Raw genomic sequence first — 25,729 nt, 5'->3', positions numbered from 1 at the left:
GCCCGGTTCGGCGCCATTCCCCCCCGCGGGGGCGGCCGCCGGGGTCTACCCCCGTACGTACCGCGGTATGGGCGGCCGCCCACCCGCCCCCGCCCTTCCGCTACTCGTCGTTCAGAACCGCTGCGCCGCGAATTGCGCCGCGGTGAGGGTCATTCCGTTGACGCTGTAGAGGGTGTGCAGGGCATTGGGCTGGCCGAGCGGGGAACCGTCGCAGATGTTGTCCGCATCGATACACAGGTCGATGGTCTTGCCCGCGTAGGGCGCGCCGATCACCACGGCGGGCGCACCGGCATCGGCCAGGAACCGATCCGACGGCTTCCCGAACAGCGCGACCGCGGCGACGTGCTCGGCCACCTCGGGCGCCAGCGGCGCCGGCAGATGCGACTGATACTCCAGCGGCACCCCCTCGGGCACCCCGGTGCCGGTGGCGAACCCGGCGACCGCCGCGCCCTGGGAGTACCCGCCCAGCACGATCCGCGTGCTCGGGCAGTTGGCGGCGATGTACTCGACCCGCCGCTGGGCGTCGTTGATGCCGCGCACCACGGTGCGGGCGAAGGCGAGCCGGTCGGCGAAGTCGCTGCTCGCGGGATAGTCGACTCCGTAGGCGCCGACCGAACGGCCACCGGAGTTCAGGCGGACCGCTTCGACGAAGGACGCGCCGGTGAAACCGAGCTCACCACCGGGCTCGGCCGTGCCGCGCGCGAACACCACCTCGATGTCGGAACACGACGCCGCTGTCGCGGAGTGGATGGGCGATACCAGCGGAATCGCGGCTGCCATGAGTGCTGCAGACACGAATCGCGAAAGAGAACGTGCTGTCATTCCGGGCAGACTACCCACCGAGCCGACACACCAACACCCCTGGTCACCGGCGCGCCGCCGCCATAAATTTACTGGAACACCCTTGTATTCAATACTTGGATGTTCCACACTGAAGATGTGACGGACACCACAGCACGCAGATACGACTCATCGCTTCGCCGGGCCAGAGCAGGCGAAACGCGAGCCACCGTGCTGGCCGCCGCGACCCGTCTGTTCGTGGAACGCGGGTGGACGGGCACGTCGATGCGCGATGTCGCCCGGGCGGCCGGGTGCGCGGTGGAGACCGTGTACGCCACCGTCGGCACCAAGCGCAATCTGCTCGAGGTGGTCGTCGACGTGGCGGTGGTCGGCGACGACGAACCCGTCCCCCTGCTCGAACGTCCGGAATTCCTCGCCATCAGCGAGGGAGATCCGCGGCAGCGGGCCGAGGCTTTCGCCCGGCTGGGAACGCCGATCTACCGGCGCACCGCACGGTTGCACCGGGTCCTGGTCGAAGCCGCCAACACCGACAGCGAACTGGCCGAGTTCGCGGACCGAGACTATGCCGCCTATCGCACCTCGATGCGAGCCTGCCTGCACAGCGTCGCGGGCCGCCCCATCACCGACGACGAGTTCGACACCGTGTGCGCAGTCCTCGGCCGCGAGGTGTACCTGCAGCTGACCGAGCGGTCCGGATGGACCGATGACCGATACCGAATCTGGGTGGCCGACATCGTCCTACGGCTGCTCGACCTCGTCCCGGAGAGAAAGCCATGGCCACCGACACCGCACTGACCGATCCCGCCGATACGCGCATCATGGGCATCGTCCACTCGGCGCTGCGCCGCGATCTGGCTCGCGCCCGCGAGGCGCTCACCGCCGACCCGCCGCCGTTTCCCGCCCAGCGGGTCGCGCTCGCCGACCACCTGGTCTGGCTGATGCGGTTCCTGCACCAGCACCACAGCTCCGAGGACGAGCACCTCTATCCCCTGGTCCGCGAACGCAATCCACAGGCGGGCGCGCTGCTCGACCGCATGGACGCCGATCATCGATCCATCGGCCCGGCCATGGATTCGCTGTGTGCCACGGCGGAGGCGTACCGGGGCTCCGACGACGCGCGCGCGGCCGTCGTCGCCGCTGTCGACGAACTGCGCGCCCGGCTGCTGCCCCATCTGGACCGCGAGGAAACCGAGATGATGCCGGTGGTGTCCGCGGCGATCTCCGAGGCGGAATGGCAGCACTGGAACAGCGAACACAATGTCAAACCGCTCGGCCCGATCGAAGTGTTCGACGAGGGCCTGTTCATCATCGACGGCGCGACCGCCGCCGACAGCGCGGCCATCACCGCGCTGATCCCCGGAATTCCGCGCTGGCTGATGCTGCACGTGATGATCCGGCGGTACCGGCGAGCGGCCTTCCGGCGCTGGCGCACCACCGAGTTCTCGCCGCTGCGTTCACCGCTGAGCGGGCGGCAGGAGGTCACCGCGGCCGCATCGCCCGCCGAGGTGTGGGCGTTGCTCACCGACGTGACCCGCGTCGGCGAGTGGAGCCACGAGTGCAGGCGGGCCGAATGGCTCGGTGCCACCACCACCGCGGTCGAGGGCGCCCGCTTCCGCGGACACAGCCGCAACGGCATCATGCGCTGGAGCCGCGCCTGCACCTTCACCACGGTCGATCCGCAGCGGGAACTGGCGTGGATCACCCACGGCGGAATCTACGGCGACACCACCGAATGGCGATTCACCCTCGAACCCACCGATTCCGGCACGCGCATCGTGCAGCGATACCGGATCATCAGCCTGCCGGTGTGGTTCGACCGGCTGATCCACCTGACCCTCCCCGCACACCACGACCGCGGCCCCGCCCTCCAGACCGACCTGGTCAGGCTCGCTCAGCTCGCCCAGCGGCCCGCCGTCATGGAGGGGAGCTAGTCATGCCGCGGGGACAGACCGAGACAGTCGACTGTCCACTCGCCCCCGATGTGCCACTGGGGCTGCGGGCCCGCATCGGTGCGCTGCGCCGGTTGCACAGCGGGCTGGCCGAGATCCGGGCCGCGGGCGGACCGGTGACGATGGTTCGAGCCGGGCCACGGCGGCTGATACCGCCGTTCGCCGTGGTCACCTCGCCGCAGGGCGCCCACGATGTCCTCGGCGCCACCGACGGCGCGTTCGACAAGGAGACGGTCTTCTTCGTCGAAGGCCGACGGTGGCTCGGCGACAACCTGTTCAGCGTCGCGCACGAGCAGTGGCTGCCGCGCCGACGCGCGTATCAGCCGCTGTTCACCAAACGGCGGGTGGCCGGCTATGCCACGTCGATGGCCGGTATCGGCGCTGATTTCGCATCCGAGTGGGCAGGCTCCGGCACGATCGATCTGGCGGTGGAGACCCGGCGCCTCACCTTGCGTGTGCTCGGAAGTTCGCTGTTCGGTACAGATCTCGACGACCGAGCACCCGAACTCGCGCATTCGATCGCGGCCAGCGGTGGCTTCGTGCTCGATCGAGGGTTGCGACCGGCGCGCGCCCCACATTGGCTGCCGACCCCCGCCCGACGGCGCTTCCACGCCGCGAAGTCGATCAGCGACGCGGTCATCGACGATGCGATCGCCGCCGCGCACGCCGATCCCGATTCCGCTCCGCTGCTCCAGTTGTTCTTCGGTATCGAGCATCCACACACCGGGAAACCACTGCCCGACAGTGTTATTCGTGATGAGCTGCGGGTATTCCTGACCGCGGGTCACGACACCACCGCGACCACCTTGGCGTATGCGCTGTGGGCGCTCGGCCGAGATCGAGCGCTGCAGGATCGCGCCGCCGAGGAGGCGACGGCGCTCGGCCCGCACCGGTTGCGCGTCGAGGACGTCGGCAGACTCGAATTCACCACGCACGTCATCCAGGAGGCACTGCGCGTGTGCCCACCCGCACCCGCCCTGGCGAGGCAAGCGATGCGCGATGTGGTGGTCGACGGGTTCCGCATCCCGGCGGGCACCAACGTGATAGTCGGCATCTACGTCATCCACCACGATCCGGACCTGTGGGACAACGCCGATCGCTTCGATCCGGAGCGGTTCGCCACGCATTGCTCGACCGGCTTCAACCGGTGGCAGTACCTGCCCTTCGGCGGCGGCCCGCGCACCTGCATCGGCGACCACTTCGCCATCCTGGAAGCGACGCTCGCCTTGGCCGGTATCTTGCGATCGGCCAGCATCGACGCACTCGAGCCGCACTTCCCGGTGACCACCCCGCTCACCTTGATCGCGGACGGTCCGATCCCCGCCCGCGTCTCACCCCGCACGCGGGTCGCGGCGTAACCGAACCGGAGCAATCGCGACCGCCGACGACTGACACGGCGCGTGCCCGCCTCGCGCCATGCGAGACGGGCAGCGCCGGGCGAGGGGTCAGGCGCCCGCGTCGGCCTTGGCGAGTTCGGGCTTCGGGGTGGCGCCCGATTCGCCGTGGCCGACGAAGAGGGCCGAGGCGATCACGCCGATGATCAGGATGGCGGCGGGCAGCAGCATGGACTGGGCCAGTGAGGTGCTGAACTCGTCGAGGATCTGCGGCGGGAGCGGGCCGGTGGCCGCGCCCTCGCCGACCGGAGCGCCGCCGCCGAGGCCGTTGGCGGTGAGGCGGGCCGCGATCAACGCGCTGATGGCGGCGCTACCGAGCACCGAGCCGACCTGGCGGGTGGTGTTGTAGACACCGGCGCCCGCACCGGCCTGGGTGACCGGCAGGTTGTGCGTGGCCGTGGAGGCCAGCGGCGCCCAGATGCAGGCGTTGGCCAGGCCGGCGACGGCCGCGGCGAGCAGGAACCAGATGATCTGCGAATCCGGCTTCATCAGCGCGGCGAAGGCGAACGTCGACCCGGCGAACAGGGTGAAGCCGATGGTCGGCACCAGCCGCGGCGGCAGCCGGTCGGAGAACTTGCCGACGAACGGCGCCGCGAAGCCGGTGACGATCGCCATCGGCGCGAACACCAGCGCCGAGACCGTCGGCGACATCTCGCGCACCGCCTGCAGGTAGAAGTACGAGGGCACCATCATCGAGGTGACCGCGGCGCCCATCGCGGCGATGGCCAGGTTCGACAGCGAGAAGTTGCGGTCGCGGAACAGGCTCATCGGCACCAGCGGTTCGCCCCGGTTGCGGGCCTGGTTGATCACGAACGCGATCAGCATGAGCACGCCGAACCCGATCAGCAGCCAGATCCGCAGCGACCAGTCCTGCGGATTGCCCTCCTGGATACCGAAGACCAGCGCCGTCATGCCGATACCGCTGAGCACGACGCCGACGAGGTCGAACCGGTGGTCGCTGGTCGGCAGCGCGGGCACCAGCCACACGGCCAGGCCGAAGGCGATGATGCCGACCGGGACGTTGACGAAGAAGATCCACTCCCAGCCCAGATTGTCGACGAGCACGCCACCCAGGATCGGCCCGACCAGTGTCGCGAGCCCGGCGACGCCGCCCCACAGGCCCATCGCGGCGCCGCGCTTGTCCGGCGGGAAGGTGCGGGTGATGACGGCCATGGTCTGCGGGGTCATCAGCGCGGCGCCGATGCCCTGCGCGGCGCGCGCGGCGATCAGCATGCCGATGGACCCGGACAGACCGCACCACAGCGACGCGGCGGTGAAGATCGCCAGGCCGATCAGGTAGATGTTCTTGGGGCCGAACTTGTCACCGAGCCGGCCGGTGACCAGCAGCGGCACCGCGTAGGTGAGCAGGTAGGCGCTGGTCACCCAGATGACATTGGAGATGTCGGTGCTCAGGTCCTTCATGATCGCCGGGTTGGCGACCGCGACGATCGTCATGTCCAGCAGGATCATGAAGAACCCGACCACCAGCGCGAACAGCGCCAGCCACGGATTACGTTGGGTGGTCATCGAATTCGTTCCTATCGGAAGATGAGCTCGGGATATCAGTCGCGGGCGGCGCCGGCCGCCCACCTGGGTCGCGGCGCGGCGTCGGGGTGGTCCCCCGGCGGCCATTCGTGGGTGGGGTCGCCGCTGTCGGTGATGCGTTCGCCGGTGTCGGGATCGAAGATCTCCCACTCGATCTCGCCGGCGTCGAGGTCGGCGGCGAACCGCTCGATCCAGGTCAGTTCCGCCTGGATCGTCGCCTGGATGTACTCGAGGACGAACCAGTACCGGCGCGGGACCTGGTGCGTGCTCGCCCACGCGATCATGGCGTCGACGTCGGTCACCGCCTCGCCCAGCCGCCCGGCCCGTTCGCCGAGCAGCGCGACGACCTGCTCGGCGGGCAGGGTGTGTGCCTCGGCGAGGGCGACCCGGAAGATCGGGTACTCCTGGACCGGGGCGCGGAGCAGTTCGGTGATGCGGCCGCGCAGCGCGTCGCGACCGGTGTCGGTGATCCGATAGGTGGTCCGTTCGGGCCGATTGCCTTCGCGTTCGGTGCCTTCGGCGCGGACCAGCTCGTCGGCCGCCAGCCGGGCCACCGCGTGATACAGCGATCCCGGCCGCACCTTGACCAGCAGGTCTTCCCGGCGGGCCATCAGCACCTGATACATCTCGTACGGATGCATGGGCCGCTCGTCCAGCGACGCGAGAACCGCGATGGCCAACGGCGTCATCGCGTTGCGACCCGGCTGTCCCACAACGCTCACCTCCACTCCCGCACGGTCGGCGCAGGTCCATGTTCCACACCAAATATTCCAGTAGGAATATACGGAGCGGAACAGTGGCTGGCAAGCGAACTTTTCGGTACCTCGGTGTCCGATCGGGGCGATCGTGTTCGTAGTAGGGGTGAAGGAGCTTCATACCGACTGATCAGGAGCAGATGATGACCAAGGTTGTCGCACTCATGTCCATGTCCCTCGACGGCTTCGTCGCCGACCCGGACGACGGCGTCGCCGAGGTGTTCGACTGGTACTTCTCCTCGGGAGACGTCGAATTCCCCACCGGTGGCGCGGATCCGATGACGTTCCGGGTCTCCGCGCCGAGCGCCGGGCACCTGCGGGCGCTCACCGCCGAACTCGGCGCCATGCTCACCGGACGGCGCACCTTCGAGGTCGCCCACGGCTGGGGCGGACGGCACGGGTGGGGACCCGCCTTCGTGCTCACCCATCGGGTCCCGGACGGGTGGCCGCGGCCGGATTCGAACGTCCACTTCGTCACCGACGGGCTAGAGAGCGCGGTGAAGCAGGCCGTCGCGGCCGCGGCGGGCAAGTCGGTCGGCGTCCACGGCGCCGACACCATCCAGCAGTGCCTGAACGCGGGGCTGATCGACGAGATCCACGTCGACATCGCGGCGGTGCTGCTCGGGTCGGGGGTGCGGCTGTTCGATCGGCTCGCCGGTGCGCCGGTGCTGCTCGGCGACCCGGCGGTGACCGCGGGCGTCGGGGTCACCCATCTGCGCTACCCGGTGCGCAAGGCTTGATCCCGAGCCCGGTGGGCAACTCTCGAACCGAAGGAGATGATGCGTGATGCAGTACCTGCTGTCCGTGATCCACGACCGACCCACCCTGGCCACGCCCGCGGAGGAAGCCGCGATCGACGTGTTCAACGACAAGCTGATCGCCGAGGGCTACTGGGTCTTCGCCGGTGGCCTCGGCGAGCCCGGCACCGCCACGGTCGTGGACAACCGGGGTGACGAGCCGATCGTCACCGACGGGCCGTTCGTGGAGTCCAAGGAATTCCTCATCGGCTTCTGGGTCGTCGAGGCCGCCGATCTCGATGTGGCGCTCGCGCTCGCCACCGAGGGATCGAAGGCCTGCCATCGCAAGGTCGAGGTGCGGCCGTTTCTGTGAGCGGCGTCGACGCGGCGATCACCAGTGCCCACCACGCGGAGTGGGCCCGGGTGGTCGCGGCGCTGGCCGCCCGGTTCGGCGATCTCGACATGGCCGAGGAGGCGGCGGCCGAGGCGTTCGCGATCGCCGTCGAACGCTGGCCCGTCGACGGGGTGCCACCCAACCCCGGCGGCTGGCTGACCACGACCGCCCAGCGCAAGGCCATCGACCGGATCCGCCGGGAGCACAAGCGCGACGACAAACAGCGGGAGGCCAGGATGCTCGACGACCACGACGCCGAACCGCCCGGCGCCATCGCGGACGAGCGGCTGCGGCTGATCTTCACCTGCTGCCATCCGGCGCTGGCGATGGAAGCCAGGGTCGCGCTGACGCTGCGGATGGTCGGCGGGCTGACCGTGCCCGAGATCGCGCGGGCCTTCCTGGTGCAGGAGAGCGCCATGGGCCGGCGGATCACCCGCGCGAAGACCAAGATCAAGACGGCGCGCATTCCGTACCGGGTGCCGTCGGCGGCGGACCTGCCCGCCCGGGTCTCTGGAGTGCTCGCGGTGCTGTTCCTCGTCTTCAACGAGGGCTATCTGTCGACCGGGCCGGGCGCCGATCCCGTCCGGAGCGACCTGACCGCCGAGGCGATCCGGCTCACCCGGCTGATCCGTGAGCTGCTGCCCGGCGACGGCGAGGTGGCCGGACTCCTGGCGCTGATGCTGCTCACCGAGGCACGGCGCGACGCCCGGCTGTCCTCGAGCGGCGAACTGGTCGCGCTCGACGACCAGGATCGTGGGGCGTGGGACCGGGCGCTGATCGCCGAGGGCCACCGGCTCGTCCGCGAGCGCCTCGCCACCCGGATGCCGCCCGGCCGCTACCAGATCCTCGCGGCGATCAACGCCGTCCACACCTCGGCCCGCGATATCCGCGACACCGACTGGTCCCAGATCGTCGCTCTCTACGACCAACTCGTCCGCCTGGACCCCTCCCCCGTCGTCGCCCTCAACCGCGCCATCGCGGTCGCCGAACTCGACGGCCCCGAAGTAGCCCTGGCCACCATCGACCGCCTCACCGACGCCCTGCGCGGCTACCACGTCTTCCACGCCACCCGCGCCGACCTGCTCCGCCGCCTGGGCCACAGCCGCGCGTCCCGCGCCGCCTACGACACCGCCATCGACCTGGCCACCAACCCCGCCGAGATCACCCACCTGACCCGCCGCCGCGACCAGCTGGGCGCGTGACGGTCAGATTTCGTTGTCTCTCAATAGATTTCGGCGAACAATTGCCAACTCTCTAGAGGCCGTGGGCGTCCAGCCAGGTGCGGGCGGCGGCGGCTGGGTCGGTGCCGGTGTCGACCTGGTGGATCAGGTCGGTGAGGCCCTCGGTGGTGAGTTCGCCTGCTACGTAGTTGAGTTTCTTCAGCTGGGTGCGGTCGAAGCGGCCGGATCGGTAGAGCGCCAGGATGTTCTGGGCGCGGACGGCGTATTTCGGGTCGTCGAGGACGACCAGGTCGGCCGCGGTGCCGGCGGGTGGGCCGTTGACGATGCCCACCTGGATCTCGCCCTCCCGCAAGGCTTTCCGCAGCGCCGCCGGGTCCGGGTAGTGGGTGGTCGTGGCGAAGGCGCAGCCGGCGATCGTGACGGGGGACGGGGTGGTTGGTGCGAAGCCGGGCAACTCGGTGTAGCCGGCGGTGAGGTCGGCGCAACGCGGGGTCAGGGCGGCCAGCGTGCGGATACCGTCGCGGGCGGCGAACTCCTCGGTGACCAGGAAGCGGGAGCGCAGGTCGGTGCCGTCGGCGGCGTCGGAGGCCGACAGGCCCTGCGGGAGCGAGGCGTTGACGGCGGCCACCACGTCCTCGGGGGTGCGGGCGGGCGCGGCCGGGTTCCAGCGGTCGAGCAGGGCGCCGTCGCGGGCGGGCAGGACCGCGATGCGGCCCGCGTCGAGGTCGGCCCGCGGGTTGTCCGAACCGCGCACGACGGCGGTCGGGGTGCCGGTGCGGGCCAGCGCCTGGGCATAGATCTCCGCGAGCACAATCGCCTCGGCCGAGGAATCCGCGCCCACCGCGACCACCTCGCGCGGCTCGTCGCCGGCGCACGAAACAGTGGTGAAAGCCCAGGTGGCGACCAGTAGCGCAGCCAGCTTCCGGCGCACCGCGCGCGACACCATCCGGCGACACCAACTTCCTGTATTTGCGGTCAACCCACGCAATTCGGCGCGACGCGGGCAGTATGAACTACCAGAATGTACCTGCGGCCCCCGGGTCGCATGCACAGCGCACTGCCCGCCTTTGCCGGAAGGACACCAGTGAAAACCGCGTTCGCCTCCTCTTCGCACGGACAACGTCGACCGGCACGCCGCTTCGCGGTCCGGGCGGGCCGGGTGCTGGCAGCCGCGGTCGCGCTGGCCGCCGCCATGATCGTGTCCGCCTGCGGCAACTCCGACCCACTGGCCGCCAAGGGCGATTGCGCCAGCGACGCGCTGATCATCGGCTCGGCCAATTTCCCCGAGTCCGAGACCGTGGCCAATATCTACACCGAGGTGCTGCGGATCAACGGGTTCAAGGTCGACACGAAGTTCAATATCGGCAGCCGCGAGGCCTACATTCCCGCCTTACGCCAGTGCGCGATCTCGCTGATCCCGGAATACACCGGCAACCTGCTGCAATATCTCGACAAAGACGCGACCGCCACCTCCGAGGCCGATGTGAACGCGGCGCTGACCACGGCGCTCGGCACCGAGCTGGCCATCGCGACGCCCGCCCCCGGCCAGGATTCCGACGCGGTGGTCGTCACCCGCGCGACCGCCGACCGCTGGAACCTGCGCAGCATCGCCGACCTCGCGCCGCAGTCGGCCGAGGTGAAGTTCGGCGCGCCCGCGGAATTCGCGCAGCGCCCCGGCGGACTGCCCGGCTTGGAGAAGAACTACGGACTCGACATCAGCGACGCGAATTTCGTGCCGATCGCCGATGGCGGCGGTCCGGCGACGGTGCGCGCGCTGGTCGAGGGCCAGGTCACCGCGGCCGATATCTTCACCACCTCACCCGCGATCGCGCAGAACAACCTGGTCGTGCTGGCCGATCCGAAGAGCAATTTCGCCGCCCAGAACGTGGTGCCGCTGTTCAACGCCGCGAAGAAGACCGACAAGGCGGTGGCCGTCCTCGACGCGGTGTCGGCCAAACTCACCACCACCGAACTGATCTCGCTCAATACCGCGGTCTCGGGCGACGCCAAGATCGAACCGAAGGCCGCCGCGCTCGCCTGGATCACCGCGCAGGGACTCGACTCCCCGATCGGCTAGGCAGGCGCCCACTAGGAGAATCCGTGTCCAATATCGAATTCCGCGGCATCGCCAAGACCTATCCGGACGGGACGCGGGCGGTGCGCGACCTGAATCTGCGGATCGACTCGGGCTCGTTCACCGTCTTCGTCGGTCCGTCCGGCTGCGGCAAGACGACCTCGATGCGGATGATCAACCGGATGGTGACGCCGAGCGCGGGCAGCATCCACATCGACGGCCGCGATATCGCGACGGTCGATCCGGTGAAACTGCGCCTCGGCATCGGGTACGTCATCCAGAGCGGCGGGCTGCTGCCCAACCGCAAGGTGATCGACAATGTGGCGACCGTGCCGATGCTGCTCGGCGCCTCCCGCAAGTCCGCGCGGTCCGCGGCGCTGGCGGTGCTGGACCGCGTCGGGCTGGATCGCGCGCTGGCCGACCGGTATCCGGCGCAGCTCTCCGGCGGTCAGCAGCAGCGCGTCGGGGTGGCGCGGGCGCTGGCGGCCGACCCGCCGGTGCTGCTGATGGACGAACCGTTCAGCGCCGTCGACCCGGTGGTGCGGGCGGAGCTGCAGGTCGAGATGCAGCGGCTGCAGGCCGAACTGCACAAGACGATCGTGTTCGTCACCCACGACATCGACGAGGCGATCACCCTCGGCGACCAGATCGCGGTCTTCGGGCGCGGCGGGGTGCTGCAGCAGTTCGACGCGCCCGAGCGGGTCCTCGCCCAGCCCGCCACCGACTTCGTCGCCGGGTTCGTCGGCCGGGATCGCGGCTATCGCGCGCTGTCGTTCCGCACCGCCGACACCGTGGCGCTGGCGCCGATCCGGACCGTCGAGGCCGACGGGGTCGCCGGGCTCCGGCTGGCGCGGGGTGAGTGGGCGCTGGTGGTCGACGCCGACGGCAAGCCCGGCGGCTGGGTGGATGTGACCGGGGTCGAAGCCGTCCGCGCCGGAAAACCGCTGTCCGCCGGCGTGTCCGCGGGTGGCTCGCTGTACCCGCCGGACGGTGACCTGCGCCAGGCGCTGGACGCGGCGATCTCCTCGCCGTCGGGCATCGGGGTGGCCGTCGACGACACCGGCGCCGTGCGCGGCGGGCTGCTGGCCACCGATGTGCTCACCCAGCTCGCCGAGCAGCGTGGCCGCGAGGACGCGGAACGGAACCGGGAGTTCTTCGACCAGGACGCGCCGTGCGATACCTGATCGACAATTTCGCCGAGGTCATGGCGATCACCCGCACGCACCTGGTGCTCGCGCTGGTGCCGCTGCTGCTCGGGCTGGTCATCGCGGTCCCGGTCGGCGCGGTGATCCGGGGCGCCGGATGGGCCAGGCGGATCACCACGACGGTGTCGAGCCTGGCCTACACGATTCCCTCGCTGGCACTGTTCGTGATCATTCCGCCGCTGGTCGGGATCTCGGCCATCGACCCGCTCAATGTGATCATCGCGCTCACCGTGTATTCCACGGCGCTGCTGCTGATCGCGGTGCCGACCGCGCTGGACACCGTGCCCGCCGCGGTGATCGACGCCGCCGACGCGATCGGGTTCGGCCGGTTGCGCCGCACCCTCACCGTCGACCTGCCGCTGGCCCTGCCGGTGTTCGTCGCCACGCTGCGGGTCGTGGTGGTCACCAATATCGCGATGGTGTCGGTGGGCGCGCTGATCGGGGTGGGCGGGCTCGGCAAGCTGTTCACCCAGGGCTATCAGCGCGACTATCCGGATCAGATCGTGGCGGGCATCATCGTCACCCTCGCGCTCGCGCTGATCTTCGATCGGCTGGTGTTCCTGCTCGGCCGCTTCGCCACTCCGTGGACCCGCGCCGACGCGCGCGGGCAGCGGACACCGCGAGAGGACGCGGCATGAATCTGTTCGTCGACGCCTGGCAGTACCTGAGCGACGGCGCGAACTGGGGCGGCCCGGCCGGGATCGACACCCGGCTGCTGCAACACCTCTGGTACAGCGTCCTCGCGGTCGCGCTGTCGGCGGTGATCGCGGTGCCGCTCGGGTTGGTCATCGGGCACACCCGGCGGGGCAGCGCGCTGCTGGTCGGCTTCGCCAACGCGATGCGCGCGCTGCCGACGCTGGGTCTGCTCACCTTCCTGGTGCTGCTGCTCGGGCTGGGCTTGATCCCGCCGCTGCTTGCCCTGATCACCGTCGGGGTCCCACCGCTGCTGGCGGGCGCCTACGCGGGCATCGCGAACGTGCCCGCCGATGTCGTCGACGCCTCGCGCGCGATGGGGATGACCGAGCCGCAGATCCTGTTCCGGGCCGAACTGCCCAATGCCCTGCCGGTGATCCTCGGCGGATTGCGGGCCGCGACGCTGCAGGTGGTCGCCACGGCGACGATCGCCGCCTACGTCAACCTCGGCGGGCTCGGCCGCTACATCTTCGACGGGATCGGTCTCTATCGCTACGACCTGGTCCTGGTGGGCGCGCTCCTGGTGGCGGCGCTCGCCCTGGTGCTGGACGCGCTGCTGGCGGCGGCGGTCTGGGTGAGCGCGCCGGGCACCGGACGGCTGGCGCGCGGGACGATCGTCGACACCGACGCGTCGCTGGTCACGGAGTAGTCCAGGCCGCTCGTCGACCGTCGCCGGTGGCGAGGGTCAGTCGTCGCCGAGCAACGCGCGCAGGTGCGGATCGGCCGCCAGCACCTGCTGCATCCGGGCGCGCTCCTGGACCCGCTGCGCCCGTGCCTGAAGCCACTCCTGAACCGCGGTCACGACGGCCGCGTTCATCGACAGGCCATCGGCCTCGGCGGCGGTGACGAGCTGAGCGTGCACCTCGTCGGGCAGCTGCACGGTGAGGGAGGTCATCACCCGATGATCCCAGACAACGCGAGAGCGCCCCGTTCCGGGGAACGGGGCGCTCTCGGTCGATCAGGGAACTACGCGACGCCCTCGGCGCGCGCGGCCTCGGCCACGGCCTCGGCGACCGCGGGCGCGACGCGCGGGTCCAGCGGGCTGGGGATGATCCGGTCGACGGCCAGCTCACCGGCGACGACACCGAAGATGGCGTCGGCGGCGGCGACCTTCATGCCCTCGGTGATCCGGCGGGCACCGGCGTCCAGCGCACCCTTGAACACGCCGGGGAAGGCGAGCACGTTGTTGATCTGGTTCGGGAAGTCGCTGCGGCCCGTCGCCACGATCGCGGCGTACTTGGCGGCCACCTCGGGGTGGATCTCCGGGTCCGGGTTCGACATGGCGAACACGATCGACTCCGGCGCCATCGAGGCGATGAGCTCCTCGGGGATGGTGCCCGCGGACAGACCGAGGAACACGTCGGCGCCGGCCAGGGCCTCGGCGGCGCCACCGGTCAGACCGCGCGGGTTGCTGCGGGCGGCCAGGTCGGCCTTCACGCCGTTGAGGCCGTCCCGGCCGGTGCTGACGATGCCCTTGGAGTCGAGCACGACCACATCGGGCACACCGGCGGCGAGCAGGATGTTGGCGCAGGCCACACCGGCCGCACCGGCACCGGACACCACGACCTTCAGCGCCGACATGTCGCGACCCTGCTGCGCGGCCGCGCCCTTGAGGGCGGCCAGCACCACGATGGCGGTGCCGTGCTGGTCGTCGTGCATGACGGGGCAGTCCAGGGCCTCGATGACCCGCTGCTCGATCTCGAAGCAGCGCGGCGCCGAGATGTCCTCGAGGTTGACCGCGCCGAAGCTCGGGCGCAGGCGGATCAGGGTCTCGACGATCTCGTCCGGATCGGTGGTGTCGAGCACCAGCGGGATCGAGTTCAGGCCGGCGAACTTCTTGAACAGCGCGGCCTTGCCCTCCATCACGGGCAGCGAGGCGCGCGGGCCGATGTCACCCAGGCCGAGCACGGCGGTGCCGTCGCTGACCACGACCACGAGGCGGTCGGTCCAGGTGTAGGTCTTGGTGAGCGCCGCGTCCTCGGCGATCGCCCGGCTGACCTGGGCCACACCGGGGGTGTAGGCGATCGACAGATCACGCTGGGTCTCGAGCGGGGCGCTGAGCTCGACCGACAGCTTGCCGCCGAGGTGACCCGCGAAGATCTCGTCTTGGGTGATGGCAGCCAGGCTCGCTGCGTCATCGGCCTGGGGCGCCGCGGTGGCATTCGGTGCGTCAGTCACAGGTGACACGATTTCACTCCTGCTCGAGTCGGACTCAACCGGGGGACGGTTACCGCCGGGTATATCGGGATTACGGAATTGCATGACGCTCATAGGGTGCGCAGCCAGGGCGAATACCGGAGAAAACCGGTCGCGTGGCGCGACACTGATCCGCCGAGCGGAGCCGGACGGGTGGTCCGGTCGGACATACGGGTCGGCCCTCGGCCGCGACGGTGCGTCGCGGGGCGGAAGGTCGCCATGGTCCCCGAACCCGGCGGTGGCAAGGGCAGGGAATCCGCAACATTCTGCCAGCCCGGTCGACTCCTTGCCAAACCGGATCCGTGTGTCACCCGGCCGCGCGTCATGGATCGAGGGTATCCGCGGCGAATTGCCATGGCGTTAGAGAAAACTCGCAGTTGAGGGGGAACATCCGGTGAACAATCACACCGCGGCGGGTCGGCCCGCGGTGAGCTGATCGTCTACCGGGACGCGCCGCACCCACACCGCGTCCAGCCCACCACAGCGCTGGCGCACCTGCCACTCCGGCGCGGCCAGCGGGTGGTCGATCCGGCGGTGGATACCGCGGGTCTCGGTGCGCACCAGCGCGCTGTAACCGGCCCAGCGCGCGACCGCGAGCAGCGCCGCCGCCTGCCTGGCCCTGACCTGTTCGGCGCCGAGGCCGCCCAGCTCGAACTGCGCGCCCGGCCACATGGCGTCCAGCTCGGCGATGCTGTCGGCCAGGCTACCCGCACTGCGCCGGTAGCTGCGCCGCAGCGGCAGGGTGTGCTCCTGCACCAGCCCGATCACCGAGCGCGGATCGATGTGCGCGTGCAGGCCGAGTCCGGCGCCGGGGACCGGCCGCGCGCTGGTCGCGCGCTCGGTGGCCACCGCGAAGGCGGCGGCGCCCTCGCCCGCCCAGGTCCCCGAGGCCAGCGCCCAGGCACCGCTCAGGCCGCCGGTCGCGCCCGCGGCCCCCGTGACGACCTCACGCCCGGCGACGGCGCCCGCGACGAACAGCCCGCGCACGGTGGTCGCGCAGTCGGGTCCGGTCAGCGCCACCCCGCCCGCGCCGAGGACCGTGCCCTCGAGCACCGCGCGCACCGGCACCCGGCCCGCCGGGTCGACCGCGCCGTGCCTGCTCAGCCAGTGCCGGACGGTGTCGGGCACCTCGTGCAGCGCCGCGAAGACCCGCCCGCCGTCGGCGAGCGCGGCCAGGGCCGCCGGGTACCGGCCGGGCAGTTCCGCGCCCGCCTCGTCGTAGAGCGCGGCGAAGCGCACCGAGAGGCCGGGGGCGACAGCCGGATTCGGATGCACCCGCGACAGCACCGGGGCCAGGCCGTAGGCGCTGGAGAATTCCATCCCGGACAGCTCGGCGCCCGCCTCGACCGCCATCAGCAGGCCCTCGCCGGTGTTCACCTCGGTGCCTGCGCCGCCGGACAGGAACGCGCAGCCACCGGTGGCGACGACCACCGCGCCCGCCCGGATCGTCCACGGCCGGAACCGGTTGTGTCGCTGGATGCCCGCCGCGCCGACCACCGTGCCCGCCGGGTCGACGAGCAGTTGCAGGGCCGGATGATGATCGAGGATGCGCACGCCCGCCTCCAGCGCGCCCCGGCGCAGCCTGCGCAGATAGCTCGCGCCGTCCAGCTGCACCACCGGCGGATCGCCGCCCGCGGTGTCGGGCGCCCGGTGCCGGGTGCCCGACCAGACCTGGAGGCGGCGATGGGTCTCGTCGACGACCCGGTGCAGCCAGTCCGCGTCACCGAGGCCGCCGCCACGGGCCAGCGCCGTGTCGACGACGTCGGCGCGGCTGTGACCGGGCGCGACGTCCCAGATCATGGTGCTGCCGTAGACCGTCGGGCCGCTGGACCCGCACCGGCTCTTGTCGACCAGGACGACCCGCGCGCCCGCGGCCGCCGCCGAGACGGCGGCCCACAACCCGGCGGGTCCGCCGCCGAGGATCAGAACATCCGTCTCGATGTTGCCCACAAAGAGAAATATTCGGGGACAGTTCACCCGGGCGCAACCATTACGCGCTCGTCAACTCCACCATTGTGTCCAAAGCAGTGCACCGGTCGTGATCAACACGATCGCCGAGGCGGTGAACGCGGCGATGCCCCGGTTCCGATCGGCGTAGAGCTGGGCGGCGACGACGACCACCGCCGCGAGCACATGCCAGGTCAGCGACTCGGCCCCCGGACCGGGGAAGTCCCGGCGCGAGCCCATCACCGCGGCCCCGATCACCACGCAGAGCAGGACGACCACCCCGCCCGCGACCAGTCCGCTGAACCCGCGCACCACCGTCACGGGGCGATCACCGGCACCCCGCTCGCCTTGCCGATCAGCGCCTCGAACTGTTCGGGATCGGTCCGGCACGCGCCGATCTCGATGGTCTTGTTGCTGCCGTGGTAGTCCGAGGACCCGGTGCGCAGCAGCCCGAGCTCGGCCGAAAGATCGGTCAGCACCGCGCGATCGGCGTCGCTGTGATCGGGATGGTCGATCTCGAGACCGCCGAGGCCGAGGGCGGCGAGGTCGCGGATCTCGTCGAGCGCGAGCAGCCTGCCGCGCTTGCGGGCCCGCACATGGGCGAGCACGCTGACCCCGCCCGCGGCCGCGATCAGCCCGACGGCCCTGGTCAGCGGGGTGTCGGCCTTCTCGGCGTAGTAGGGGCCGTGGGGGGCGAGCAGTTCGTGGAACGCGGCGTCGACGCTCTCGACAACGCCGGCCTCGACCAGTGCCCGCGCCAGATGCGGACGCCCGGCGGCCGGGCCCGCGCCGGCCAGGACCGCGTCGGGATCGATGGGCAGCCCGTCGGCGACCATCTTGTCGGCCATCGCGCGCACCCTGGCCACCCGCTCGGCCCGCAGCCGCTCGCGTTCCTCCGCGAAGCCGGGGTCGGTGGGGTCGAACAGGTACGCCAGCAGATGCACGGGGACGGGCCAGCCGTCCTCGCCCATCCCCTGGCACGACATCTCCATGCCGCGCACCAGCGTCAGGCCCGCCGGGCGGGCGGCCTCGGCCTCGGCCCAGCCCGCGGTGGTGTCGTGATCGGTGATCGCGACGACGTCGAGGCCGGCCGCGGCGGCGTTCCGGACCAGCTCCGCCGGGCTGTCGGTGCCGTCGGAAGCCGTCGAATGGGTATGCAGATCGATGCGCACACCCTCAGTCTTACAGTGCCGTCTCGACCGGCGCGCAGTCCTCCACCGAGACGGCGCCGGCCGTAGCATCCACCTCGTGCCTTCACTACCGCAGATGCCGTCGTTCCGCGGGCCCGGCCGGGCCGGGCCGACGCGGCCGCGGATTCCCGTGCCGACCGCGCGCGCCATCGTGGACTGCGGTGTCTACGTCGAGGGGAAACGGCTGCCCGGCCACTTCACCCCCGAGCAGGCGCTGAAAGCGGCGGCCAAGACCGATTCCGGTTTCGTCTGGCTCGGACTGCACGATCCCGACGAGGGCCAGATGACCGAGGTCGCCCAGATCTTCGGGCTGCACCCGCTGGCGGTGGAGGACGCGGTGCAGGGCCGCCAGCGCCCCAAGCTGGAGCGCTACGACAACACGCTGTTCCTGGTGATGCGCACCGTCAGCTACGTCGAACACGACATCCACGCGATCAGCGAGATCGTCGAGACCGGCGACATCATGGTCTTCACCGGACCGCATTTCGCGATCACCGTGCGCCACGGCGAGCACACCGGATTGGCCGGGGTGCGCCACGAACTCGAAGGCACGCCCGACCAGCTGCGGCTGGGTCCGTGCTCGGTCCTGCACGCCGTCGCCGACCACGTCGTCGACTCCTATGTCGAGGTCTCCGAGTCGGTCGAATCCGATATCGACGAGATGGAGGAGGCGGTGTTCACCCCCGCCTCCAAGATCGGCATCGGGGCGATCTACCAGCTCAAGCGGGAAGTGGTCGAATTACGCAGGGCCGTTTCGCCGTTGGGGCAACCGCTGCAGATGCTCGTGCACAACCCGGAGCTGCCGGTGCCCAAGGAGATCCGCCGCTACCTGCGCGACGTGGCCGATCACCACACCAGCGTCACCGAGCACATCACCTACTTCGACGAATCGCTGAGCGGCCTGGTGAACGCGGCGCTGGCCAAGATCAGCGTCCAGCAGAACACCGACATGCGCAAGATCGCCGCCTACGCCGCCATGGCCGCGGTGCCGACCATGATCGCCGGCGTCTACGGCATGAACTTCGACCACATGTGGGAACTGCACCAGCCCTGGGGCTATCCGGTGGTGCTGATCATCATGGCCGTCGTCTGCGGGATCCTGTTCCGCAGTTTCCGCCGCAGCAAGTGGATCTAGAGGTTCACCGCGCCGCGCGCCGGGTCGCGGATATCGATGCCGGCCTCGGCCCAGGCGTCGCGCAGCGCCTGCGCGCCCCGGACGCGGACCCAGGCGGCCTCGGTCGCGGTGATCGGGACGACGCTGAGATACCGCACCGGCTCGGCGGGTTCGGGCAGCGCGATCTCGGCGATGTCGCTCTCACCGAGCAGCACCGCGGTGAAGACGGCGTTGTGCCACAGCGGTTCCCCCAGGTCGAGCAGCGCGTCCGCCTGGAGCACAACGCCTTCCACCGAGGGGGTCGCGATGAGCACGCCGAGCGAACGGACGACGCCCGCCTGCGGGCCCGCGCTCAGCAGCAGCGTCAGCACCAGTTCGGCGCGCGGACCGCGGACCGGGTCGGCCAGCAGATCGGCGGGATCGCCCATCGGATGGCGTGATCCGCCCAGCGTCGCGTAGTGCACCGCGCCGTCGCCGGGGATGCGCAGGATCTCGATCGGTTCCAGCCCGAGGAAGGTCACCGAGGCCGAGTCGACCCCGGAACGTTGCACGCCGTAGTGGTCCAGCACCGCGGTGCGGACCGTGTCCACCACATCCATTGCGTCACAGGGCCAATCGGGCCAGCATGTCGCGGGCGCGCTCGGCGGTCTTCGGGTCGCACAGCACGTCGTAGCGGCCCGCCACCAGCTGCATGGTGGAGGCGAAGTCGCGCTGGCCCTTGGTGGCCGCGTACGGAATCGAGGTGGTGATCACGCCGAAAACGATGCCACCGAGCAGACCGACGACCAGCGGGCCGAGGGCACCGCCGGTCGTGGTGAACAGGCTCAGTAACAGACCGAGGAACAGGCCGAGCCACGCGCCGGAGACCACGCCGCCGCCGATGACCTTGCCCCAGGTCAGCCGGTACAGCACCCGCTCGACCTGCATGAGGTCGACGCCGACGATGGTCACGTCCTGCACCGGGAACTGCCCGTCGGCCAGGTAGTCGACCGCGCGCTGCGCCTCGGCGTAGGTCGGATACGAGCCGACCGGCCAGCCCGACGGCGGCGTCGGCAACGCCTGCCGTCCGCGATTCGGGTTGCCCAAGGGATTCGTCATAGTCCCATTCTGCTAGTTCTGGACCGGCTGTGGCGGAGTGAAACGCGTTGTGCGCGTCATTCCCGCAGCTCGCCCCTTCTCCGCTATGACCTGCGCCATCTTCGCGCTGGCCTCATCGATCATCTCATCGCCCAGCATGACGGCGCCACGAGCGCCGCCCGCGGCGGAGGTGTGGAAGGCGTAGGCATCCAGGATCAGCTCGGCGCGGTCGTAGTCGGCCTGGCGCGGGCTGAAGATCTCGTTGCAGGCGTCGATCTGGTCGGGGTGCAGCACCCACTTGCCGTCGAAACCGAGCGCGGCGGTGCGCCCGGCCGCCCGGCGGAACCCGTCGACGTCGCGGACCTGCAGGTAGGGGCCGTCGATCGCCTGCAGACCGTGCGCGCGGGCGGCGAGCAGGATGGTCATCAGGATGTGGTGGTAGGCGTCGCCGACGTCGTAGCCCACCGGCTGCTCGCCGACCACCAGCGTGCGCATGTTGATACTGGCCATGAAGTCGGCCGGGCCGAACACCAGCGCCTGCACCCGCGGGCTCGCGGTGGCGATCGCGTCGATATTGCGCAGGCCGATGGCGTTCTCCAGCTGCGGTTCGATGCCGATCCGGCCGACCTCGAGGCCGCTCGCCTTCTCCAGCTGGGTGAGCAGCAGGTCCAGCGCGTGCACCTGGCCCGCGTCGGTCACCTTGGGCAGCAGGATCGCGTCGATGGCCGCGCCGGCGCCCTCGACGACGGTGATCACGTCGGCGTAGGTCCACTCGGTCGACCAGTCGTTGACCCGGACCACCCGCAGCTGGGAACCCCAGCCCGGTTCGTTCAGCGCGGCGACGATATTCGCCCTGGCCGCGGTCTTCGCGCCCGGCGCGACGGCGTCCTCGAGATCGAGGAACACCTCGTCCACCGGCAGGCCCTTGGCCTTGGCGATCATCTTGGGGTTGCTGCCGGGTACGGCCAGCACAGATCGGCGGGGCTTCATGGGCCCTCCTCCTTTGTTCGTCACACCGGCCGTGGCGTGTCGTGACCGGCCGTTGTGGACCGCCTAGCCTGAGGGTCATGGCAACCACCAGGGTGTACGTCGCCCGGCTCGCCGGCCTGACGGTGCTGGGTCCGGACGGGGAGTCTATCGGCCGGGTCCGCGACGTCGTCGTGGCCGTCCGGCACGGGCGGCAGCAACCACGGGTGCACGGCCTGGTCGTCGAATTGGTCACCCGGCGGCGGATTTTCGTCCCGATGCTGCGCGTCACCGCGATCGAGCCGGGCATCGTCACGCTCAACACCGGCACCGTCAGCCTGCGGCGATTCGCCCAGCGACCCGGCGAGATGCTGGCGCTGGCGCAGATCGTGGACTCACAGGTGCGCGTCGACGATCCCGGCCTGCCGGACCTGGACGGCGTCGACGTCTACGTGGCCGACCTGGGCATCGAGCAGAGCCGGACCAGGGACTGGGTGATCGGGCGGGTCGCGGTGCGCGGGCACCGGCGGATCGGGCGCAGGCGCACCGTGCACGTGGTGGACTGGTCGCAGGTCCACGGGCTGACCCCGGCCGAGGTCGGCAGGCCGGGCCAGGACGTCACCTCCCTGCTCGAGGAGTACGAGGGCCTGCGCGCCGCCGACGTGGCGCACCGGTTGCGCGAGCTGCCGGAGAAACGCCGCATCGAGGTGGCGATCGCGCTCGACGACGAACGGCTCGCCGACGTCGTCCAGGAGCTGCCCGACGACGACCAGGTCGACCTGCTCGGCCATCTCGAGGTGCGCCGCGCGGCCGACGTGCTCGAGGCGATGGACCCCGACGACGCCGCCGACCTGCTCGGCGAGCTGCCCGAGAGCGAAGCCGAATCCCTGCTGGCCCTGATGGACCCGGAGGAATCCGAGCCGGTCCGCAGGCTGCTCGCGCACTCCCCCGACACCGCGGGCGGTCTGATGACGCCCAAACCGATCGTGCTCAGCCCGTCGACCACCGTCGCCGAGGCGCTGGCCCGGGTCCGCGATCCCGACCTGACTCCGGCGCTGGCCTCGATGGTCTTCGTCGTGCGCCCGCCGACCGCCACCCCCACCGGCCGCTATCTCGGCTGCGTGCACATCCAGCAGTTGCTGCGGGAACCGCCCGCGCACCTGGTCGGCGGGATCGTCGACACCGATCTGATGCCGCTGGCGCCGGAACTGCCGCTCTCGGCGGTCACCCGATACTTCGCCACCTACAACCTCGTCTGCGGTCCGGTGGTCGACGCGGAGAATCATCTGCTCGGCGCGGTGACCGTCGACGACGTCCTCGATCATCTGCTGCCCGAGGACTGGCGCGAAGAAGAAGAAGAGCAGCCGTTCGCCCATGTCGAAAGGGCCCAGCGTGAGTGAGAAGAACCCGGCCCGCCAGCGACTGGAGACCCCGGTCGGCTCGCGATTCACCCTCGACTGGGACTCCGAGGCGTTCGCGCGCAGCAGCGAGCGCGTGGCGCGATTCCTTGGGACCGGGCGATATCTGGCGATCCAGACGATCATCGTCATCGTCTGGATCGTGCTCAACGTGTTCGTGGTCGCGCTGCGCTGGGACCCGTATCCGTTCATCCTGCTCAATCTGGCCTTCTCCACCCAGGCCGCCTACGCGGCGCCGCTGATCCTGCTGGCGCAGAACCGCCAGGACAATCGGGACAAGGTCTCGCTCGAGGAGGACCGCAGCCGGGCCGCGCAGACCAAGGCCGACACCGAGTTCCTCGCCCGCGAGCTGGCCGCGCTGCGGCTGGCCGTCGGCGATGTCGCCACCCGCGACTACCTGCGCCGCGAGCTCGAGGAGATCAAGGACGTGCTGGACCGGATCGACGCGGTCACCGCGCCCGACGGCGCGCCGAAGCCGGAGAAGAAGCGAAAAGCCGCACGCAAGAAAACCTCCGGTCAAACGCCCTCTCCTGCCCCGGTTTCGCCAGGTGGTTCAGACGAGTAACCGGAAATGCTCTACAACTTCCTGACCGGTAGGTAACCTGGATCACGTTGTTCCGGGCGGGCCGGAGGGGGACTCTGCGGTGCCGCTGCTTCGACGTAAAGGGTTGGTGTGGCCGTGCGAATCTCTGCTCCGATAACGATGTCGGCCCTTGTCGTCGCTGGACTGGTCGCCTCCGGGTCGGCCGCGCAGACCGCGACCCCGAGCACCGCCCCCACCGCGCCCGAGGCGCTCCTGGCCGCGACCGCGAGCACCGCCGAGGACACGCCGGAGACCGATCCCTCCGAGATCGTCGGGCTGTTGCCGATCGCCCAGGAGGCGCCGCGCAAGCTGCGCGCGCTCTCCCCGTCCGCGAACAGCCTGGCGCCCTTCGCCGGAACGGTTCCGCTGCAGAGCATCTCGCTGCCCACCGGCAGCGGCGCGCTCGGCATCCCCGAGATCGTGCTCGCGGCCTACCGCAACGCGGAGCTGGCGCTGGAGACCGCCCAGCCCGGCTGCGGGCTCACCTGGAACCTGCTGGCCGGCATCGGGCGCATCGAATCCGGGCACGCCAGCAGCGGGCGCACCGACGCCGCGGGAACCTCGACCACCCCGATCTTCGGCCCCGCGCTCGACGGCACGCTGCCGGGCAACGAGATCATCAAGGAGGCCGACGGCGGGTTCGTCCGGGCCGTCGGCCCGATGCAGTTCCTGCCCAGCACCTGGGCGCTCTACTCCGCCGACGGCAACGGCGACGGCACCGCCGATCCGCACAACGTCTTCGACGCGGCGCTGGCCGCGGGCAAGTACCTGTGCTCGGGCGGGCTGAACCTGCGCGACGCGTCGCAGGAACTGCGCGCGGTGCTGCGCTACAACAACTCGATGTCCTACGCGGCCAATGTGCTCAGCTGGTCGGCGGCCTACCGCACCGGCGGCGCGCCGAGCTCGGTCGCCATCTCCCCCGATATCGTTCCGCCGGGCAGCGCGCCGATGGTCTCGCCCAACGTGCTGGCCGCCTCGACGAACGGGTCCGTCACCGCGGCGCCGCCGTCGACGACCAACCAGCTGCCGCCGAACACGCCGAAGGTGACAACGCCGACCCAGGTGATGATCACCCTGCCCGGCCTGCCGCCGATCCCGTGCGGCATCTTCTGCCCCGCCCCGGTCGCGCCCGCCCCCGAGGTCTGCGTCAGCGACCCGGCGCCCGCCCAGATGCCGAACCCGCTCGAACCGGCGAAGCCCGTCGAGCAGACCTACGGCGCTGCGGCGCCGAAGGATCCGGCACAGCCCGAGCAAGCGAGCCCCGAGCAGCAGGCGGCCGAGCAGCAGGCCACGGCGCCGGTCTGCACCCCGGCCACGACCGCCGCGCCCGCGCCCGCCGAGTCGACGGCGCCCGCGCCGGAGAAGACGCCGGAGCCGGGTGTCGAGCCGACCGAGGAACCCGCTCCGGTGGAGCAGGCGCCGGTCGCGCCCACTCAGCAGCCGGGGATCACATTGCCGTTCAACATCGTCATCCCGCTGCCGCCCGGTCCGGCCGTTCCCTAGAAATCAAACCGAAATACAGGTCACGGAGGGGTAACAAAAAGGTCTCGGGTGCGGTAATCTCTTCTCATCCAACACGGTTGAGGAGGGCACCACACAGTGGGTCGTCATCGGAAACAGCCTGCTACGACGGTTCGACGTAGCTCGCTCATCGCACTGACCGGATTGGTCCCCGCCGGACTCGTGGCCGTCACCGCCGCCGCGACCGACGCGACCATCGCCAGCAACGCGGCCGTCGAGCACGACCTGCCCGGCACCGATGCCGAGGCCGCGCCGGAGCTGGCCGCCGCGCCGCAGGCCGACATCGCCGAGATCGCCCACGCGGAGGCGCGCCAGTCGCCCTCGGCCGCGCCGGTCGTGAAAACCGTTGCGCTGTCGAGTGATCGCGCCGCTTCCGACCTGCCGGCCGGCCCGCTCGGCATTCCGGGCATCGCGGTCGCCGCCTACCAGAGCGCCGAAGAGCAACTTGCCGTGGAGAACCCGACCTGCGGGATGTCGTGGTCGCTGCTGGCGGGCATCGGCCGGGTCGAGTCCACCCACGCGTACGGCAAGGCCGACGCCGACGGCAACCCGATCAAGGCCGTCTACGGCCCGGTCCTGGACGGCAGCCTCTACGGCAACAACGTCATTCACGACAGCGACGGCGGCGAACTCGACGGCCTGGGCGGCTACGACCGCGCCATCGGCCCCATGCAGTTCCTCCCCGAGACCTGGCACCGCTACGCCGCCGACGGCAATGCCGACGGCGTCGCCGACCCGCAGAACCTGTTCGACGCCGCCCTCACCGCGGGCCGCTACCTCTGCGACGGCGGCCTCAACATGCGCGACCTCTCCCAGCAGTCCAAGGCGATCCTGCGCTACAACAACTCCATGGCCTACGTAGCCAACGTCATGGCCTGGTCCACCTCCTACTCCAACGGCATGGCCCCCAAGCCCTCGGACCTCCCCCGCATCTGAGCAGCGGTTCCGGGCACGTTTGCACTGAGCGGGCCGGGTATGTGAGAGTGCCC

At 70.5% G+C, this 25,729-nt stretch carries 27 protein-coding genes; 15 read left to right on the top strand and 12 right to left on the bottom strand.

Annotated features, from left to right (window positions below; translation table 11 throughout):
- Nucleotides 1–111: 111 nt before the first annotated feature.
- Nucleotides 112–780, bottom strand: coding sequence for a cutinase family protein (locus ACFVW6_RS24720; RefSeq protein WP_355276302.1), 669 nt, complete (start codon nucleotides 778–780; stop codon nucleotides 112–114).
- 159 nt (nucleotides 781–939) lie between these two features.
- Here ACFVW6_RS24720 and ACFVW6_RS24715 point away from each other — a divergent pair, with 159 nt between their 5' ends.
- Genes ACFVW6_RS24715 through ACFVW6_RS24705 form a run of 3 tightly spaced genes read left to right on the top strand, consistent with a single transcriptional unit; the run spans nucleotide 940 to nucleotide 4,108 of the window.
- The gene (locus tag ACFVW6_RS24715) at nucleotides 940–1,596 is read left to right on the top strand and encodes a TetR/AcrR family transcriptional regulator (protein ID WP_378823247.1); all 657 of its coding nucleotides are present in this window, start codon (nucleotides 940–942) and stop codon (nucleotides 1,594–1,596) included.
- Nucleotides 1,575–2,732, top strand: a complete 1,158-nt coding sequence (locus ACFVW6_RS24710) for a hemerythrin domain-containing protein (RefSeq protein WP_378823248.1) — start codon at nucleotides 1,575–1,577, stop codon at nucleotides 2,730–2,732. Before ACFVW6_RS24715 ends, ACFVW6_RS24710 begins: the two co-directional genes overlap by 22 nt.
- A gap of 2 nt (nucleotides 2,733–2,734) precedes the next feature.
- The gene (locus ACFVW6_RS24705; RefSeq protein ID WP_378823249.1) at nucleotides 2,735–4,108 is read left to right on the top strand and encodes a cytochrome P450; all 1,374 of its coding nucleotides are present in this window, start codon (nucleotides 2,735–2,737) and stop codon (nucleotides 4,106–4,108) included.
- A gap of 87 nt (nucleotides 4,109–4,195) precedes the next feature.
- On the opposite strand, the gene ACFVW6_RS24700 is transcribed toward ACFVW6_RS24705, so the two are convergent.
- The gene (locus tag ACFVW6_RS24700) at nucleotides 4,196–5,671 is read right to left on the bottom strand and encodes a DHA2 family efflux MFS transporter permease subunit (protein ID WP_378823250.1); all 1,476 of its coding nucleotides are present in this window, start codon (nucleotides 5,669–5,671) and stop codon (nucleotides 4,196–4,198) included.
- A 35-nt stretch (nucleotides 5,672–5,706) separates the two neighbouring features.
- Complete coding sequence (locus ACFVW6_RS24695) at nucleotides 5,707–6,411, bottom strand: PadR family transcriptional regulator (protein WP_378823251.1); 705 nt, start codon at nucleotides 6,409–6,411, stop codon at nucleotides 5,707–5,709.
- A 176-nt stretch (nucleotides 6,412–6,587) separates the two neighbouring features.
- Between ACFVW6_RS24695 and ACFVW6_RS24690 the strand changes: the two genes are divergently transcribed.
- From ACFVW6_RS24690 to ACFVW6_RS24680, 3 genes are read left to right on the top strand one after another with little or no spacing between them, the layout of a single operon-like run.
- Nucleotides 6,588–7,184: a dihydrofolate reductase family protein gene (locus ACFVW6_RS24690; protein ID WP_378823252.1), complete on the top strand. Its 597-nt coding sequence runs from the start codon at nucleotides 6,588–6,590 to the stop codon at nucleotides 7,182–7,184.
- 46 nt (nucleotides 7,185–7,230) lie between these two features.
- Nucleotides 7,231–7,554, top strand: a complete 324-nt coding sequence (locus ACFVW6_RS24685; RefSeq protein WP_357344229.1) for a YciI family protein — start codon at nucleotides 7,231–7,233, stop codon at nucleotides 7,552–7,554.
- Nucleotides 7,551–8,777 carry an RNA polymerase sigma factor gene (locus tag ACFVW6_RS24680; protein ID WP_378823253.1) on the top strand — a complete coding sequence of 409 codons (1,227 nt, stop codon included), beginning with the start codon at nucleotides 7,551–7,553 and terminating at the stop codon, nucleotides 8,775–8,777. The genes ACFVW6_RS24685 and ACFVW6_RS24680 overlap by 4 nt, the downstream gene beginning before the upstream one ends.
- Nucleotides 8,778–8,829: 52 nt before the next feature.
- On the opposite strand, the gene ACFVW6_RS24675 is transcribed toward ACFVW6_RS24680, so the two are convergent.
- Complete coding sequence (locus tag ACFVW6_RS24675) at nucleotides 8,830–9,702, bottom strand: glycine betaine ABC transporter substrate-binding protein (protein WP_378823254.1); 873 nt, start codon at nucleotides 9,700–9,702, stop codon at nucleotides 8,830–8,832.
- A gap of 246 nt (nucleotides 9,703–9,948) precedes the next feature.
- Between ACFVW6_RS24675 and ACFVW6_RS24670 the strand changes: the two genes are divergently transcribed.
- The 4 genes from ACFVW6_RS24670 to ACFVW6_RS24655 are packed head-to-tail and all read left to right on the top strand — an operon-like array spanning nucleotide 9,949 to nucleotide 13,377.
- Nucleotides 9,949–10,833: an ABC transporter substrate-binding protein gene (locus ACFVW6_RS24670; RefSeq protein ID WP_378825549.1), complete on the top strand. Its 885-nt coding sequence runs from the start codon at nucleotides 9,949–9,951 to the stop codon at nucleotides 10,831–10,833.
- A gap of 23 nt (nucleotides 10,834–10,856) precedes the next feature.
- The gene (locus tag ACFVW6_RS24665; protein ID WP_378823255.1) at nucleotides 10,857–12,014 is read left to right on the top strand and encodes an ABC transporter ATP-binding protein; all 1,158 of its coding nucleotides are present in this window, start codon (nucleotides 10,857–10,859) and stop codon (nucleotides 12,012–12,014) included.
- Entirely contained in the window at nucleotides 12,002–12,673 is a 672-nt protein-coding gene (locus ACFVW6_RS24660) for an ABC transporter permease (protein ID WP_378823256.1), read from the top strand. The genes ACFVW6_RS24665 and ACFVW6_RS24660 overlap by 13 nt, the downstream gene beginning before the upstream one ends.
- On the top strand, nucleotides 12,670–13,377 hold the full coding sequence (locus tag ACFVW6_RS24655; protein WP_357343222.1) for an ABC transporter permease: 708 nt from the start codon (nucleotides 12,670–12,672) through the stop codon (nucleotides 13,375–13,377). The genes ACFVW6_RS24660 and ACFVW6_RS24655 overlap by 4 nt, the downstream gene beginning before the upstream one ends.
- Before the next feature lie 36 nt (nucleotides 13,378–13,413).
- Here the strand turns inward: ACFVW6_RS24655 and ACFVW6_RS24650 are convergent, their stop codons facing one another.
- From ACFVW6_RS24650 to ACFVW6_RS24630, 5 genes are all read right to left on the bottom strand, one after another.
- Nucleotides 13,414–13,623: an Arc family DNA-binding protein gene (locus ACFVW6_RS24650; RefSeq protein WP_378823257.1), complete on the bottom strand. Its 210-nt coding sequence runs from the start codon at nucleotides 13,621–13,623 to the stop codon at nucleotides 13,414–13,416.
- Between the two features lie 71 nt (nucleotides 13,624–13,694).
- Nucleotides 13,695–14,915, bottom strand: coding sequence for an NADP-dependent malic enzyme (locus ACFVW6_RS24645; protein ID WP_378823258.1), 1,221 nt, complete (start codon nucleotides 14,913–14,915; stop codon nucleotides 13,695–13,697).
- 411 nt (nucleotides 14,916–15,326) lie between these two features.
- Entirely contained in the window at nucleotides 15,327–16,874 is a 1,548-nt protein-coding gene (locus ACFVW6_RS24640; protein ID WP_378823259.1) for an FAD-binding protein, read from the bottom strand.
- A gap of 51 nt (nucleotides 16,875–16,925) precedes the next feature.
- Nucleotides 16,926–17,192 (bottom strand): hypothetical protein, encoded by a 267-nt coding sequence (locus tag ACFVW6_RS24635; RefSeq protein ID WP_378823260.1) that lies wholly within the window; start codon nucleotides 17,190–17,192, stop codon nucleotides 16,926–16,928.
- The gene (locus ACFVW6_RS24630) at nucleotides 17,189–18,043 is read right to left on the bottom strand and encodes a PHP domain-containing protein (RefSeq protein ID WP_355276326.1); all 855 of its coding nucleotides are present in this window, start codon (nucleotides 18,041–18,043) and stop codon (nucleotides 17,189–17,191) included. The genes ACFVW6_RS24635 and ACFVW6_RS24630 overlap by 4 nt, the downstream gene beginning before the upstream one ends.
- Nucleotides 18,044–18,119: 76 nt before the next feature.
- Here ACFVW6_RS24630 and ACFVW6_RS24625 point away from each other — a divergent pair, with 76 nt between their 5' ends.
- Nucleotides 18,120–19,196, top strand: coding sequence for a magnesium and cobalt transport protein CorA (locus tag ACFVW6_RS24625; RefSeq protein ID WP_378823261.1), 1,077 nt, complete (start codon nucleotides 18,120–18,122; stop codon nucleotides 19,194–19,196).
- Here ACFVW6_RS24625 and ACFVW6_RS24620 read toward each other — a convergent pair.
- The 3 genes from ACFVW6_RS24620 to ACFVW6_RS24610 are packed head-to-tail and all read right to left on the bottom strand — an operon-like array spanning nucleotide 19,193 to nucleotide 21,242.
- Complete coding sequence (locus ACFVW6_RS24620; protein WP_355276327.1) at nucleotides 19,193–19,774, bottom strand: suppressor of fused domain protein; 582 nt, start codon at nucleotides 19,772–19,774, stop codon at nucleotides 19,193–19,195. The genes ACFVW6_RS24625 and ACFVW6_RS24620 overlap by 4 nt on opposite strands.
- A 4-nt stretch (nucleotides 19,775–19,778) precedes the next feature.
- Nucleotides 19,779–20,273, bottom strand: a complete 495-nt coding sequence (locus tag ACFVW6_RS24615) for a general stress protein (protein ID WP_019048869.1) — start codon at nucleotides 20,271–20,273, stop codon at nucleotides 19,779–19,781.
- Between the two features lie 12 nt (nucleotides 20,274–20,285).
- Nucleotides 20,286–21,242 (bottom strand): HpcH/HpaI aldolase/citrate lyase family protein, encoded by a 957-nt coding sequence (locus tag ACFVW6_RS24610; RefSeq protein WP_378823263.1) that lies wholly within the window; start codon nucleotides 21,240–21,242, stop codon nucleotides 20,286–20,288.
- Nucleotides 21,243–21,319: 77 nt separating this feature from the next.
- Here ACFVW6_RS24610 and ACFVW6_RS24605 point away from each other — a divergent pair, with 77 nt between their 5' ends.
- The 4 genes from ACFVW6_RS24605 (at nucleotide 21,320) to ACFVW6_RS24590 (ending at nucleotide 25,676) form a co-directional block, all read left to right on the top strand.
- Complete coding sequence (locus ACFVW6_RS24605) at nucleotides 21,320–22,618, top strand: magnesium transporter MgtE N-terminal domain-containing protein (RefSeq protein WP_378823264.1); 1,299 nt, start codon at nucleotides 21,320–21,322, stop codon at nucleotides 22,616–22,618.
- Nucleotides 22,611–23,201 carry a DUF1003 domain-containing protein gene (locus tag ACFVW6_RS24600; RefSeq protein WP_355276333.1) on the top strand — a complete coding sequence of 197 codons (591 nt, stop codon included), beginning with the start codon at nucleotides 22,611–22,613 and terminating at the stop codon, nucleotides 23,199–23,201. The genes ACFVW6_RS24605 and ACFVW6_RS24600 overlap by 8 nt, the downstream gene beginning before the upstream one ends.
- A 138-nt stretch (nucleotides 23,202–23,339) precedes the next feature.
- Nucleotides 23,340–24,722 carry a lytic murein transglycosylase gene (locus tag ACFVW6_RS24595; RefSeq protein WP_378823266.1) on the top strand — a complete coding sequence of 461 codons (1,383 nt, stop codon included), beginning with the start codon at nucleotides 23,340–23,342 and terminating at the stop codon, nucleotides 24,720–24,722.
- A gap of 96 nt (nucleotides 24,723–24,818) precedes the next feature.
- The gene (locus ACFVW6_RS24590; RefSeq protein ID WP_378823268.1) at nucleotides 24,819–25,676 is read left to right on the top strand and encodes a lytic transglycosylase domain-containing protein; all 858 of its coding nucleotides are present in this window, start codon (nucleotides 24,819–24,821) and stop codon (nucleotides 25,674–25,676) included.
- Nucleotides 25,677–25,729 lie beyond the last annotated feature (53 nt).

Origin of the sequence: Nocardia sp. NPDC058244 (genome assembly GCF_042882065.1) — a bacterium.
GTDB lineage: Bacteria > Actinomycetota > Actinomycetes > Mycobacteriales > Mycobacteriaceae > Nocardia.
Note: the sequence above shows the minus strand (reverse complement) of the source record. Positions and strands in the feature narration are given on the sequence as shown.

Coding starts and splice junctions, on each gene's coding strand:
- ACFVW6_RS24595 (WP_378823266.1), top strand. CDS start 23,340: ATGTCGGCCCTTGTCGTCGCTGGACTGGTCGCCTCCGGGTCGGCCGCG.
- ACFVW6_RS24615 (WP_019048869.1), bottom strand. CDS start 20,273: ATGACGAATCCCTTGGGCAACCCGAATCGCGGACGGCAGGCGTTGCCG.
- ACFVW6_RS24685 (WP_357344229.1), top strand. CDS start 7,231: ATGCAGTACCTGCTGTCCGTGATCCACGACCGACCCACCCTGGCCACG.
- ACFVW6_RS24710 (WP_378823248.1), top strand. CDS start 1,575: ATGGCCACCGACACCGCACTGACCGATCCCGCCGATACGCGCATCATG.
- ACFVW6_RS24610 (WP_378823263.1), bottom strand. CDS start 21,242: ATGAAGCCCCGCCGATCTGTGCTGGCCGTACCCGGCAGCAACCCCAAG.
- ACFVW6_RS24720 (WP_355276302.1), bottom strand. CDS start 780: ATGGCAGCCGCGATTCCGCTGGTATCGCCCATCCACTCCGCGACAGCG.
- ACFVW6_RS24675 (WP_378823254.1), bottom strand. CDS start 9,702: ATGGTGTCGCGCGCGGTGCGCCGGAAGCTGGCTGCGCTACTGGTCGCC.
- ACFVW6_RS24605 (WP_378823264.1), top strand. CDS start 21,320: ATGGCAACCACCAGGGTGTACGTCGCCCGGCTCGCCGGCCTGACGGTG.
- ACFVW6_RS24670 (WP_378825549.1), top strand. CDS start 9,949: ATGATCGTGTCCGCCTGCGGCAACTCCGACCCACTGGCCGCCAAGGGC.
- ACFVW6_RS24620 (WP_355276327.1), bottom strand. CDS start 19,774: ATGGATGTGGTGGACACGGTCCGCACCGCGGTGCTGGACCACTACGGC.
- ACFVW6_RS24700 (WP_378823250.1), bottom strand. CDS start 5,671: ATGACCACCCAACGTAATCCGTGGCTGGCGCTGTTCGCGCTGGTGGTC.
- ACFVW6_RS24690 (WP_378823252.1), top strand. CDS start 6,588: ATGACCAAGGTTGTCGCACTCATGTCCATGTCCCTCGACGGCTTCGTC.
- ACFVW6_RS24705 (WP_378823249.1), top strand. CDS start 2,735: ATGCCGCGGGGACAGACCGAGACAGTCGACTGTCCACTCGCCCCCGAT.
- ACFVW6_RS24650 (WP_378823257.1), bottom strand. CDS start 13,623: ATGACCTCCCTCACCGTGCAGCTGCCCGACGAGGTGCACGCTCAGCTC.
- ACFVW6_RS24655 (WP_357343222.1), top strand. CDS start 12,670: ATGAATCTGTTCGTCGACGCCTGGCAGTACCTGAGCGACGGCGCGAAC.